18 protein-coding genes are annotated in these 12428 nt (G+C 68.8%); 17 read left to right on the forward strand and 1 reads right to left on the reverse strand.

Features of this window, described 5'->3' with window-relative positions; translation table 11 throughout:
- Nucleotides 1-16: 16 nt before the first annotated feature.
- The 17 genes from rplF to truA all read left to right on the forward strand — a co-directional run bounded on the left by rplF (nt 17) and on the right by truA (nt 11206).
- On the forward strand, nt 17-559 hold the full coding sequence (gene rplF / locus QCZ28_RS31695) for a 50S ribosomal protein L6 (RefSeq protein ID WP_030329899.1): 543 nt from the start codon (nt 17-19) through the stop codon (nt 557-559).
- Nucleotides 556-945: a 50S ribosomal protein L18 gene (gene rplR, locus QCZ28_RS31700; RefSeq protein WP_030329901.1), complete on the forward strand. Its 390-nt coding sequence runs from the start codon at nt 556-558 to the stop codon at nt 943-945. The genes rplF and rplR overlap by 4 nt, the downstream gene beginning before the upstream one ends.
- Nucleotides 946-978: 33 nt before the next feature.
- Nucleotides 979-1593: a 30S ribosomal protein S5 gene (gene rpsE / locus QCZ28_RS31705; protein ID WP_018784559.1), complete on the forward strand. Its 615-nt coding sequence runs from the start codon at nt 979-981 to the stop codon at nt 1591-1593.
- Nucleotides 1593-1775 carry a 50S ribosomal protein L30 gene (rpmD, locus tag QCZ28_RS31710; RefSeq protein ID WP_030329904.1) on the forward strand — a complete coding sequence of 61 codons (183 nt, stop codon included), beginning with the start codon at nt 1593-1595 and terminating at the stop codon, nt 1773-1775. Before rpsE ends, rpmD begins: the two co-directional genes overlap by 1 nt.
- The gene (rplO, locus tag QCZ28_RS31715) at nt 1775-2218 is read left to right on the forward strand and encodes a 50S ribosomal protein L15 (protein ID WP_030329906.1); all 444 of its coding nucleotides are present in this window, start codon (nt 1775-1777) and stop codon (nt 2216-2218) included. The genes rpmD and rplO overlap by 1 nt, the downstream gene beginning before the upstream one ends.
- A 232-nt stretch (nt 2219-2450) precedes the next feature.
- Entirely contained in the window at nt 2451-3779 is a 1329-nt protein-coding gene (secY, locus tag QCZ28_RS31720; RefSeq protein ID WP_030329909.1) for a preprotein translocase subunit SecY, read from the forward strand.
- On the forward strand, nt 3780-4433 hold the full coding sequence (locus tag QCZ28_RS31725) for an adenylate kinase (RefSeq protein ID WP_088950228.1): 654 nt from the start codon (nt 3780-3782) through the stop codon (nt 4431-4433).
- An 87-nt stretch (nt 4434-4520) separates the two neighbouring features.
- The gene (gene map / locus QCZ28_RS31730) at nt 4521-5372 is read left to right on the forward strand and encodes a type I methionyl aminopeptidase (protein ID WP_279520021.1); all 852 of its coding nucleotides are present in this window, start codon (nt 4521-4523) and stop codon (nt 5370-5372) included.
- Between the two features lie 137 nt (nt 5373-5509).
- Nucleotides 5510-6052, forward strand: a complete 543-nt coding sequence (locus QCZ28_RS31735; RefSeq protein WP_279520022.1) for a DUF1707 domain-containing protein — start codon at nt 5510-5512, stop codon at nt 6050-6052.
- 334 nt (nt 6053-6386) lie between these two features.
- Complete coding sequence (gene infA / locus QCZ28_RS31740; protein WP_007073013.1) at nt 6387-6608, forward strand: translation initiation factor IF-1; 222 nt, start codon at nt 6387-6389, stop codon at nt 6606-6608.
- Between the two features lie 91 nt (nt 6609-6699).
- Nucleotides 6700-6813 (forward strand): 50S ribosomal protein L36, encoded by a 114-nt coding sequence (gene rpmJ / locus QCZ28_RS31745; RefSeq protein ID WP_043965539.1) that lies wholly within the window; start codon nt 6700-6702, stop codon nt 6811-6813.
- 266 nt (nt 6814-7079) lie between these two features.
- Nucleotides 7080-7460, forward strand: coding sequence for a 30S ribosomal protein S13 (rpsM, locus tag QCZ28_RS31750; RefSeq protein WP_030329917.1), 381 nt, complete (start codon nt 7080-7082; stop codon nt 7458-7460).
- Nucleotides 7461-7547: 87 nt separating this feature from the next.
- Nucleotides 7548-7955, forward strand: coding sequence for a 30S ribosomal protein S11 (rpsK, locus tag QCZ28_RS31755; RefSeq protein ID WP_007073011.1), 408 nt, complete (start codon nt 7548-7550; stop codon nt 7953-7955).
- A 13-nt stretch (nt 7956-7968) separates the two neighbouring features.
- The gene (rpsD, locus tag QCZ28_RS31760) at nt 7969-8595 is read left to right on the forward strand and encodes a 30S ribosomal protein S4 (RefSeq protein WP_030329921.1); all 627 of its coding nucleotides are present in this window, start codon (nt 7969-7971) and stop codon (nt 8593-8595) included.
- 98 nt (nt 8596-8693) lie between these two features.
- The gene (locus tag QCZ28_RS31765) at nt 8694-9716 is read left to right on the forward strand and encodes a DNA-directed RNA polymerase subunit alpha (RefSeq protein WP_007465227.1); all 1023 of its coding nucleotides are present in this window, start codon (nt 8694-8696) and stop codon (nt 9714-9716) included.
- A gap of 34 nt (nt 9717-9750) precedes the next feature.
- Nucleotides 9751-10308, forward strand: coding sequence for a 50S ribosomal protein L17 (gene rplQ, locus QCZ28_RS31770; RefSeq protein WP_030329923.1), 558 nt, complete (start codon nt 9751-9753; stop codon nt 10306-10308).
- A 67-nt stretch (nt 10309-10375) separates the two neighbouring features.
- Complete coding sequence (truA, locus tag QCZ28_RS31775; RefSeq protein ID WP_279520023.1) at nt 10376-11206, forward strand: tRNA pseudouridine(38-40) synthase TruA; 831 nt, start codon at nt 10376-10378, stop codon at nt 11204-11206.
- Nucleotides 11207-11273: 67 nt separating this feature from the next.
- Here the strand turns inward: truA and QCZ28_RS31780 are convergent, their stop codons facing one another.
- Complete coding sequence (locus QCZ28_RS31780) at nt 11274-12422, reverse strand: hypothetical protein (protein WP_279520024.1); 1149 nt, start codon at nt 12420-12422, stop codon at nt 11274-11276.
- Nucleotides 12423-12428: the final 6 nt, after the last annotated feature.

The raw sequence follows: 12428 nt of genomic DNA on the forward strand, positions 1-12428 counted from the left end.
CGGGAGACAGGTAGAAATGTCGCGAATTGGACGTAAGTCGATCCCGGTACCAGCCGGCGTCGATATCACGATCGACGGGCAGACCGTCAAGGTCAAGGGCCCCAAGGGCCAGCTTGAGCACACCCTCGCCGAGCCGATCACGATCGAGCGTGGCGAGGACGGCGAGCTGAGCGTCAACCGGCCGAACGACGAGCGCAAGGCCAAGGAACTCCACGGCCTGAGTCGTACGCTGGTCGCCAACATGATCGTCGGGGTCACCGAGGGCTACCGCAAGAGCCTGGAGATCGCCGGCACCGGTTACCGGGTCACCGCCAAGGGTTCGGACCTCGAGTTCGCGCTCGGGTTCTCGCACCCGGTGGTCGTCCCCGCCCCGGCGGGCATCACCTTCACGGTGGAGCGGCCGACCCTGTTCCACGTGGCTGGCATCGACAAGCAGCAGGTCGGTGAGGTCGCCGCCAACATCCGGAAGATCCGCCCGCCGGAGCCCTACAAGGGCAAGGGCGTCAAGTACCAGGGCGAGGTCATCCGCCGCAAGGCTGGAAAGGCAGGTAAGAAGTGAGCGCCACGCTGCTCAAGCGCCGCCGCGGTGTCGCCGCCAAGCGCGCCGTTGGGCGTGCGCGTCGACACTTCCGCGTCCGCAAGAACGTCAGCGGTACGGCCGAGCGTCCGCGCCTGGTCGTCACCCGCTCCCTGCGGCACATGGTCGCCCAGATCGTCGACGACACCAAGGGTCACACCCTGGCGTCGGCGTCGACCCTGGACGCCTCGCTGCGCGGTGCGGAGGGCGACAAGAGCGCCCTGGCTGGCAAGGTGGGCGCGCTGCTCGCCGAGCGGGCCAAGGCCGCCGGCGTCTCCAAGGTCGTCTTCGACCGCGGTGGCAACCGGTACGCGGGGCGAGTCGCCGCGCTTGCCGACGCCGCCCGCGAAGCCGGGCTCGAGTTCTAACAACCCCGTCACGAGAGAGAAGGAAGGCTGCTGATGCCAGGTCAACAGCGCCGTGGCGGCGGGTCCGGTGGCAACGAGGGTGGTCGCCGCGACAACCGCCGTGAGGGCGGCCGCGGAAACGCGCCCGTCGAGAAGACCCCGCACCTTGAGCGGGTCGTCGCGATCAACCGCGTCGCCAAGGTCGTGAAGGGTGGTCGTCGCTTCAGCTTCACCGCCCTGGTGATCGTGGGCGACGGCGACGGCACGGTCGGCGTGGGCTACGGAAAGGCCAAGGAGGTGCCCGCGGCCATCGCCAAGGGCGTCGAGGAGGCCAAGAAGCACTTCTTCAAGGTTCCGCGTATCGGCGCCTCGATCCCGCACCCGGTGACGGGTGAGGACGCGGCCGGTGTGGTGCTGCTCAAGCCGGCCTCGGCCGGTACGGGTGTCATCGCCGGTGGTCCGGTGCGTGCCGTGCTGGAGTGCGCCGGTATCCACGACGTGCTCTCCAAGAGCCTCGGCTCGTCGAACCCGATCAACATCGTGCACGCCACCGTGGCGGCCCTGAAGGGGCTTGAGTCCCCCGAGCAGGTCGCGGCGCGTCGTGGTCTGCCGGTGGAGGACGTCGCGCCGGCCGCCATGCTGGCGTCGCGGGCGGGGGTGGCGTCCTGATGGCACGCCTGAAGGTCACCCAGCTCCGGTCCGGTATCGGGACCAAGCAGAACCAGCGTGACTCGCTGCGTTCGCTCGGTCTCAAGCGGATCAACGACGTGGTGGTCAAGGAGGACCGGCCCGAGATCCGCGGCATGATCTTCACGGTCAACCACCTCGTGAAGGTCGAGGAGGTCGAGTAATGACGATCAAGGTTCACCACCTGCGCCCGGCGCCCGGTTCCAAGACCGCGAAGACCCGTGTGGGTCGCGGTGAGGGTTCCAAGGGCAAGACCGCCGGTCGCGGTACGAAGGGCTCCAAGGCCCGCAAGAACATCTCGGCGGCGTTCGAGGGTGGGCAGATGCCCATCCACATGCGCCTGCCGAAGATGAAGGGCTTCAAGAACAAGTTCAAGGTGGTCTTCCAGGTGGTCAACCTGGACCGACTCGCTGAGCTGTTCCCGAACGGTGGTCAGGTCGGCCCGCTGGAGCTCGTCGAGTCCGGCGCGGTCCGCAAGGGTCACCCGGTCAAGGTCCTCGGTACCGGGGATCTCGGCGGTGTGGCGCTCCAGGTGTCCGCGCACGCGTTCAGTGCGTCGGCCAAGGAGAAGATCGCCGCCGCCGGTGGCTCCGTCACCGAGCTGTAAGGCGTACGACCATGGCGCCCGCCCAGTTGAGAGCAACTGGCGGGCGCCATGGTCTGCCTGGGGCCTGAGCGCCCGGTAACATCGGAATCGATTTATGTAGTCGGGCGCATCTGCCCGGACCGGGGTGAGGCTGTTAGAGTCCCATCCCAGCCATGGATTGCGGGCACTCGCCCGTGATCCACCCCGACCCGCCAGGGATCACCGGCGGCCCGCCTCGCGCAGGAGGAAGAAGTTGCTGTCCGCCTTTCTCAGTGCGTTCCGTACGCCTGACCTGCGCAAGAAGCTGCTGTTCACAGTAGGCATCATCGCGGTCTACCGGCTGGGTGCAACGCTCCCCAGCCCGGGCGTCTCGTACGGCAACGTGCAGAAGTGCCTCGACACCATCCAGGGTGACACCACCGGGGTGGTGAACCTGCTCAACCTCTTCTCCGGCGGAGCGCTGCTGCAGCTCTCGGTCTTCGCGCTGGGCATCATGCCCTACATCACCGCGTCGATCATCCTGCAGCTGCTGACCGTCGTGATCCCGCGTCTGGAGCAGCTCCGCAAGGAGGGCCAGGCCGGTCAGGCGAAGATCACCCAGTACACCCGCTACCTGACCCTGGGTCTCGGTGTGCTGCAGGCCTCGGCGTTCGTGGCCCTGGCCCGCTCCGGCCAGCTGTTCCAGAACCGGTGCGACCAGTTCCCGATCATCCCGACCGGCACCGGCATCCCGGACTGGCTGACGCTGTCCATCCTGGTGATGACGATGACCGCCGGCACCGGCATGGTCATGTGGCTCGGCGAGCTGATCACCGACCGCGGCGTCGGCAACGGCATGTCCGTCCTGATCTTCACCTCGATCGCGGCGCGGCTGCCCAGTGAGGGCTGGCAGATCAAGACCAGCAAGGGCTGGGACATGTTCGCCCTGGTCATCGCCCTGGTCCTGGTGGTCATCACCGCTGTCACCTTCATCGAGCAGGCGCAGCGCCGGATCCCGGTGCAGTACGCCAAGCGGATGATCGGCCGGCGGATGTACGGCGGCACGTCGACCTACATCCCGCTGAAGGTCAACCAGGCTGGTGTGATCCCGGTCATCTTCGGCTCGTCGCTGCTCTACCTGCCGCAGTTGGCGCTGCAGTTCTTCGACCAGACCGACCCGGGCAAGACCCAGTCGTGGATCCAGAACAACCTGGTCAACCCGAGCAGCCCGATCTACATCTCGGTCTACTTCCTGCTGATCATCTTCTTCACGTACTTCTACGTGTCGATCACGTTCAACCCGACCGAGGTCGCGGACAACATGAAGAAGTACGGCGGCTTCGTGCCGGGCATCCGCCCCGGCAAGCCGACCGCCGACTACCTCGACTTCATCCTCAGCCGGATCACCCTGCCGGGCGCGCTCTACCTCGGCGTGATCTCGATCCTGCCGAACTTCTTCTTCATCTGGCTGGACAACCAGCAGTACCAGAACTTCCCGTTCGGCGGCACCGCTGTGCTCATCATGGTCGGCGTCGGTCTGGAGACCGTGAAGCAGATCGAGAGCCAACTCATGCAGCGGAACTACGAAGGGTTCCTGCGGTAGATGAGACTCGTTCTGGTTGGCCCGCCGGGCGCGGGCAAGGGCACACAGGCCGAGTTCATCGCCGCACACCTCTCGGTGCCGAAGATCTCGACCGGGGACATCTTCCGGTCGAACGTCACCCAGGGCACGCCCCTCGGTGTCGAGGCGAAGCGGTACATGGACGCGGGCGAGCTGGTCCCGGACGAGGTCACCATCAACATGGTCCGGGACCGGCTGGCCGAGCCCGACGCCAGCGAGGGTTTCCTGCTCGACGGCTTCCCGCGGACGACTCCGCAGGCGGCCGCTCTGGACAAGCTCCTCGCTGATCTGGGCACCGCCCTGGACCTGGTCCTGGAGCTGGTCGTCGACGACGACGAGGTGATCCGGCGGCTCTCCGGTCGGCGTACCTGCCGGGGCTGCGGCAAGATCTGGCACGTCGAGTTCGACGCCACCACCCGGCCGGGCATCTGTGACCGGTGCGGCGCCGAGCTGTTCCAGCGCGACGACGACAAGCCGGAGACGATCGCCACGCGGCTTCGTGAGTACAGCGAGAAGACCGCACCCCTGGTCGACTACTACGGCGCTCAGGGCAAGCTGGTCGGGATCGACGCCACCGGCCCGGTGGAGGACGTCACCACCCGGGCCATCGACGCGCTGCGGTCCTACGGCGGCTGAGGTCCGGCCGGGCCACGGCGGATAGAGTGCGAACAGCGGGGTACGCGTTATGTGCCCCGCTGTTCGGCAACGAAAGGTAACCGCTCCATGCGTCGTCCCCAGCTGGACATCCAGCTGAAGACCCCTGACCAGATCGAGAAGATGCGGGCTGCCGGGCTGGTGGTGGCCGAGGCGCTGCGCCGGATGCGGGAGGCTGTTGCCCCCGGTGTGAGCACCGCCGATCTGGACGCTATCGCCGAGGCGACCATCCGCGAGGCGGGTGGCGTTCCGTCGTTCAAGGGCTATCACGGTTTCCCGGCTTCGATCTGTTCCTCGGTCAACGCGCAGATCGTGCACGCCATCCCGTCGCCGAAGCAGGTGCTCCAGGCCGGTGACCTGATCTCCATCGACTGCGGCGCGGTGTTGGACGGCTGGCACGGCGATTCCGCCATCACGGTCGGGGTCGGCGACGTCGACCCGGCGCTGCTGAAGATGGCCGAGGTCGCCGAGGACGCGATGTGGGCCGGCATCGCCGCCGCCGCCCGGGGCGCGGCGAGCGGCAGGGGCCGCCTCACCGACATCTCGCACGCGGTGGAGACCGCTGTCCGCAAGGGCGGGCGGTACGGCATCGTCGACGGTTACGGCGGGCACGGCATCGGCACCGAGATGCACCAGGACCCGCACGTGCTCAACCACGGCCGGCCGGGCAAGGGCCCCCGTCTGGTTCCCGGGATGGCGTTGGCGATCGAACCGATGATCACCATGGCGTCCCCGCGTACCGTCGAGTTGGCCGACGGGTGGACGGTCGTCACCCGGGACGGCTCGGTGGCCGCGCACGTCGAGCACTCGATGGCGCTGCTGCCGGACGGGGTCTGGGTGCTCACCGCCTTCGACGGAGGTCGCGCCCGCCTGGGCGACCTGGTAACCGCCCGCCAACCCGCCGCCTCAACAACTCCCTGACCCTCCCCGGGCCCGTCGGTCCGCTCCGTTGATCATGAAGTTGTTGCCCCGACGCGTCGGTGAATCTGGCAACAACTTCATGATCGACCAGGGTCGGGGGTCGGGCGGACTGGCGCGACGGTGGCATGCTTGCCGGCATGGACGGGCGCGACGGGATGCGAGCCGCGGACTCGGACCGTGCGGCGGTGGCCGACCGGTTGCGGGTCGCCCTCGAGGAGGGCCGGCTGGACCTGCACGAGTACGACGAGCGGTTGCAGCGGGCCTACGCCGCGCGCACGTACGCCGACCTGAAGGTCCTGCTCGCCGACCTGCCGCCGGTGACGCCGGCGCAGCGGTCGGGTCTGGCGCCGGCAGCCGCGCCGACCGTGGACCTGCTGGGTGACCAGTCCAGTCAGAAGGCCACCCGGGGTACCACCGCCCGCTGGTTGGCTGAGGTGTGGTTCCCGTACCTGCGGGTGATCGCCATCGTGGTGACCATCTGGGCGGTGACGTCACTGCTCAGCCAGGACCTGCAGTACTTCTGGCCGGCCTGGGTGGCCGGGCCGTGGGGCGCGGTGCTGGTGATCCGCACCGTCACGGGACTGGTCGGGGGAGAGCCCCGGCGCGAGGCCATCAAGCGCCAGCGCCGCCAGGAACGCAAACAGGCAAAGCGCGCCATCAACCCCGACACCCCCCAATAACCCCGGGCCCCTCGGTCCGGCCCTAATCCCTCACGCGTTGATCATGAAGTTGTTGTCATCAGCTCCGGCGATTCGTGGCGATAACTTCATGATCAACGGGACTGAGTGTGGGGACCGTGGGGGCGACGCGCGGGGTGGGGGGTGGTCGGTTTGGCGGCGGACTGCAGGCCGGCGTACACTTTCAGATCGGCGCACAGCGTCCACTCCGGCATGCCCACCCTGCGCTTCGGTGGGAGCTGGAGCCGCGGCTGGCGCGGGCTTCTGATTCTGATCAGATTTCCGTGTAAGACGTTGTGGGCCGCCCGGAGCAATCGACGTCAGGACAGCGGAGGACATGCCGAAAAAAGACGGAGCCATTGAGATCGAGGGTCGGGTCATCGAGCCCCTGCCGAACGCCATGTTCCGGGTGGAGCTCGCGAACGGCCACAAGGTGTTGGCTCACATCAGCGGCAAGATGCGGCAGCACTACATCCGCATCCTTCCGGAGGACCGGGTCGTCGTCGAACTTTCGCCGTACGACCTGACCCGCGGGCGCATCGTCTACCGCTACAAGTAGTCCTGACGACGGCCGGGAAGTCCCGTGTCCGTCTTCGACGTCCGGTGTCGCGCAACGCGCGTCCCCGGGCCAGATGGGAAGTAAGGCAACCGTGAAGGTCAAGCCGAGCGTCAAGAGGATCTGCAACAAGTGCCGGGTTATCCGCCGGCACGGCCGGGTCATGGTCATCTGCAGCGACCCGCGCCACAAGCAGCGCCAGGGCTGACTCAGCCCGTCCGGCCGGAGCGCGGCCGGGTGGCGTTGGTCCCGGCAGATCCCCAGCGACACACACATCACACATGCTCGTCCCAGCCGCGAGCGGTACGCGATGCGTACTCCCTCGTGGCTGACCCCCGGTCGGAGGCCGGGGCCCGCTTGGGCAGCGACCGATCCCGGTCGCCGGCGCTGATCGCGTCGGAAGGACGGGACGGCCGGTAGCGGGGTGGGACGGGTCCACACCTCCGCCACACATCACGAGGAGTACGCCCGCACATGGCACGTCTAGTCGGCGTGGATCTCCCCCGCGAAAAGCGGTTGGAGATCGCGCTCACCTACATCTTCGGGGTCGGTCGTACCCGCGCCCTGGAGACGCTCGCCGCCACCGGCATCTCGCCGGACAAGCGCGCTCGGGACCTCACGGACGAGGAGCTCGTGCAGCTCCGCGACCACATCGAGGGCAACTACAAGGTTGAAGGCGACCTGCGCCGCGAGGTCGCCGCTGACATCCGCCGCAAGGTCGAGATCGGCTGCTACGCCGGCATCCGGCACCGCCGGGGCCTGCCCGTGCGTGGCCAGCGGACCAAGACCAACGCCCGGACCCGCAAGGGCCCGAAGCGGACCGTCGCCGGCAAGAAGAAGCCCGGCAAGAAGTAGTTCTTAACCGGATGACGGGGTCGGTCGCCGCCGAGGCGGGCCAGACCGCAACCCAGTCCGGAAAGTCAACTAGGAGCGCACAGACTTATGCCACCGAAGGCTCGTGCCGGAGCCGCTGTAAAGAAGGTCCGGCGCAAGGAACGCAAGAACGTCGCCCACGGGCAGGCGCACATCAAGAGCACGTTCAACAACACCATCGTGTCCATCACGGACCCGACCGGTGCGGTCATCTCCTGGGCCTCCGCCGGCCAGGTCGGCTTCAAGGGCTCCCGCAAGTCGACTCCGTTCGCCGCGCAGCTGGCCGCCGAGGCTGCCGCGCGTCGTGCCATGGAGCACGGCATGCGCAAGGTCGACGTGTTCGTCAAGGGCCCCGGCTCCGGCCGGGAGACCGCCATCCGTTCGCTGCAGGCAGTGGGCCTCGAGGTCGGGCAGATCTCCGACGTCACCCCGCAGCCGCACAACGGGTGCCGTCCGCCGAAGCGTCGCCGGGTCTGAGAGGTAGAGAGAGATGGCTCGTTACACCGGTGCTGACTGCCGCCGTTGCCGGCGGGAGAAGATGAAGCTGTTCCTCAAGGGCAGCAAGTGCGATGGTCCGAAGTGCCCGTTCGAGTCCCGGCCGTTCCCGCCCGGGCAGCACGGCCGCGGCCGCACGAAGGAGACGGAGTACCTGCTCCAGCTCCGCGAGAAGCAGAAGGCCCGCCGCGTCTACGGCGTGCTGGAGAAGCAGTTCCGCGGTTACTACGAGGAAGCCGTCGGCAAGCAGGCCAAGACCGGTGAGGTCCTCCTGCAGATCCTCGAGTCGCGGCTGGACAACGTCGTTTACCGGGCCGGCTTCGCCCACTCGCGGGACATGGCCCGCCAGCTGGTCAAGCACGGTCACTTCACGGTGAACGGCAAGAAGGTCGACATCCCGTCGTACCGCGTCAAGGAGCACGACATCATCGAGGTTCGGGGCAAGAGCAAGGAGCTCACCCCGTTCATCGTCGCGCAGGCTCAGGCCGGCTCGAAGACGGTTCCGGCGTGGCTTGAGGCCATCCCGAGCCAGATGAAGGTGCTCGTGCACTCCCTCCCGGCCCGGCAGGTCATCGACACGCAGGTCCAGGAGCAGTTGATCGTCGAGCTCTACTCCAAGTAGTCGGGCTCGTTGCGGTGGCCCGCCCGTTCGGGCGGGCCACCGGAACAGTTTGTGTCGTGGGCGTCAAATAGCGGGCGTCCCGGAAGAGAAGAGAAAAGATGCTCATCAGCCAGCGACCCTCCCTCTCCGAGGAGTCGATCAACGAGACCCGGTCGCGGTTCGCCATCGAGCCGCTGGAGCCGGGCTTCGGCTACACCCTGGGCAACTCGCTGCGGCGTACGCTGCTGTCGTCGATCCCGGGCGCGGCCGTCACCTCGATCAAGATCGACGGTGTGCTGCACGAGTTCACCACGATCCCCGGTGTCAAGGAGGACGTGGTCGAGCTCGTCATGAACATCAAGGAGCTGTGCGTCAGCTCCGAGCACGACGAGCCGGTCAGCATGTACCTGCGTAAGCAGGGCCCGGGCGACGTGACGGCGGGCGACATCCAGCCGCCGGCCGGCGTCTCGGTGCACAACCCGGATCTGAAGCTCGCCACCCTGAACGGCAAGGGCCGGCTCGACATGGAGCTGACCGTCGAGCGGGGCCGGGGCTACGTGACGGCGGCGCAGAACAAGCAGTCCGGCGCCGAGATCGGCCGCATCCCGGTCGACTCGATCTACTCGCCGGTGCTGAAGGTGACCTACCGCGTCGAGGCGACCCGTGTCGAGCAGCGTACCGACTTCGACCGGCTGATCATCGACGTCGAGACCAAGCCGTCGATGGGCCCGCGTACCGCGCTGGCCTCCGCCGGTTCGACGCTGGTGGAGCTGTTCGGGCTCGCCCGGGAGCTGGACGAGACCGCCGAGGGCATCGACATCGGGCCGTCCCCGCAGGACGCCCAGCTGGCGGCGGACCTCGCTCTGCCGATCGAGGAGCTGGACCTCACCGTCCGCTCCTACAACTGCCTCAAGCGCGAGGGCATCAACTCCGTTGGTGAGCTCATCGGGCGTACCGAGGCCGACCTCCTCGACATTCGCAACTTCGGTCAGAAGTCGATCGACGAGGTCAAGATGAAGCTCGCCGGGATGGGTCTCGGGCTGAAGGACTCGGCTCCGAACTTCGACCCGGCGCACGTCGTGGACACCTTCGGCGAGGCCGACTACGACACCGACGACTACCGCGAGACCGAGCAGCTCTAGTCCGCGCTGCCGCCACAACTGAGGAGCACCAAAAATGCCCACGCCCACCAAGGGCCCCCGCCTCGGCGGCAGCCCCTCGCACGAGCGGCTGATGCTCGCCAACCTGGCGACCGCGCTGTTCCAGCACGGCAAGATCCAGACCACCGAGACGAAGGCCCGGCGGCTGCGCCCGCTGGCCGAGCAGCTCATCACCAAGGCCAAGCGCGGTGACCTCGCCTCGCGGCGTCGGGTGCTGGGTGTCGTCAAGGACAAGGACGTCGTCTACGCCCTGTTCGACCAGATCGCGCCCCGGTACGCCAACCGCCCCGGCGGTTACACCCGGATCGTGAAGACCGGTCCGCGCAAGGGTGACGCCGCTCCGATGGCGATCATCGAGCTGGTGGAGGAGCTTCAGGTCGCCGAGCCGAAGGCGAACAAGAAGACCGCCGCCCGCAAGGCCGCGCAGCAGGACAAGGTCGAGGCGCTCGCCCCGGCCGACGAGGCCCCGAAGTCGGCTCCGGCCGACCAGGACTCCGAGGCGCCGGTGTCGGCGTCCGGTGACACCGCCGCCGCCCGCGAGGACAGCGACGAGGCCACCGAGAACAAGGCCTGATCAAGGGCATTGTCGGGCCCGGCACCCCATCGGGGTGCCGGGCCCGACCCGTAACAGGAGGTACGAGGTGGACGAGCGGATCCGGCTGCGGCTGGACGTCTCGTACGACGGCGCCGACTTCTCCGGCTGGGCCGCCCAGCCGACCCGGCGCACCGTCGCGGGGGTGCTCGTCGAGACCCTGGACCTGGTCCTCGGCGTCGGCACCGCCACCGGGCTGACGGTGGCCGGGCGGACCGACGCGGGGGTGCACGCCACCGGGCAGGTGTGCCACCTGGACCTGCCGGTGGAGGTGTGGCGACAGCACGAGGGGCGACTGCTGCGCCGCCTGGCCCGGCTGCTCCCCACCGACGTGCGGGTACGGGCGATGACGGAGGTGCCGACCGACTTCGACGCCCGGTTCTCGGCGACCTTCCGGCGCTACGAGTACCGGGTCACCGATGCGCCCTTCGGCGCGGAGCCGCTGCGCCGGCACGAGGTGCTGGCCTGGCCGAAACCGTTGGACCTGACGGCGCTGAACGCCGCCGCGGCCGGGCTGGTGGGGGAGCACGACTTCGCCGCGTACTGCCGGCGCAAGGAGCACGCGACCACGCTGCGCGAGGTGACCAGGCTGGACTGGCGTCGCGACCCGGACGGCATCCTGGTCGCCACCGTGCAGGCCGACGCGTTCTGCCAGGCGATGGTGCGCAGCCTCGTGGGGGCGATGCTGGTGGCCGGGGACGGCCGTCGCCCGGTCGAGTGGCCGGGGAGCCTGCTCACCCGCCAGGAGCGCTCCAGCGAGGTGACGGTGGCGCCCGCGCACGGGCTGACCCTGGTCGCGGTCGGCTACCCGTCCGATCCGGCCGAGTACGCGCGCCGCGCCGACCTGACCCGCCGGTTGCGGGTTCCGGTCGAAGGCTGACCGCCCGGACCGCCAATGACGACGGGTGTGCCACCTGTCGGCAGCACACCCGTCATCGGGGCACCGGTCAGTCGCCCGGCAGTTCGCCGTTGCCGCCCTGGCTTCCGCTGTTGTCGGTCGGCCCGGCCGTCGGTTGCGCGGCCGTGCCACCGTCGGCGCGCTGTTGCAGCACGCCCCGGCTGAGGTGCAGCTCGATCATGTCGAACAGGATCTCGCGGACCTTGGCGTCACCCGCCTTGACCGCCGCGCCGTCCTTGCGGACCACCAGGGCGTACGCCAGGTAGTGGCCGCGGACCTGCCAGCCGACGCGTGCCGGGGCATTGGTCAGGACGTCGGTGCCGTCGCCGTCGTCGCCGGTGAGGCCACGGAAACGGCCCTGCCGTTCGTCGAGCAGTTGGCGGAGCCGGTCCCGGGCCCGTTCCGCGCTGACCTTGTCGGTGAGGTTGAACAGGCCGGCGGTGACCAGGTGCCCGTCGTCGGGCGTGCTCAGCGTGGCCCGGACGATCTGGTTGCACCCGAGCCGGACCAGCAGGTCGGCCACCTCGTCGGTGGCGGCGACGGCGCAACTGCCGCTGGACTGGGTCTTGAGCACCCGGTAACTGGGCTGGCCGTCGGTGAGCTTCAGCTCCTTGCCGGGGAAGAGTTCCTTGGCGGTGAGCGGGGCCTGGTCGGTGTCCCGGGAGTCGAGGGCCACCCGTTCCGGCGTGGCCGACGGCGCGGCGGCGTTCGGCTGGTACGTCGGGTTGCTCTGCGGCTGCTGCTCGTTGCGGTCGATGAGCAGCGCGGCGGCGCCGAGGCCGCAGAGGGCGAGCAGTACCAGGACGGCAGCACCGCCGATCAGTACCTGCCACAGTCGGCCGCCGCCGCGCCGGGCGTTCGGCTCCACCGGGGTCGCCGACGTGTAGATCTGGCTGCGCGGCGGTGCGGGCGGGATGTCGGCACGAGTCGGCGCGGACTGTGGCAGATCGGCCCGTACCGGCGCGGACTGTGGCAGATCGGCCCGTACCGGCGCGGACTGCGGCAGATCGGCACGGGTCGGCGCGGGCGACGACGAGGGCAGCGAGAGCTGGTTCGGCCGGGGCAACGACGGCGTCGGGAAGCGCGATGGGGACGGCCCGGCCGGCGGGGGCGGGCCGGCGCCGAGCACCGACAGGTCGGATCCGGGCTCCGGGTAATCCTCGAAAGCGTCCTCATCGGACTCGTACCGATACACCATGTCGCC

The sequence above is a fragment of the Micromonospora sp. DH14 genome (genome assembly GCF_029809455.1).
Classification (GTDB): Bacteria; Actinomycetota; Actinomycetes; order Mycobacteriales; family Micromonosporaceae; genus Micromonospora; species Micromonospora parva.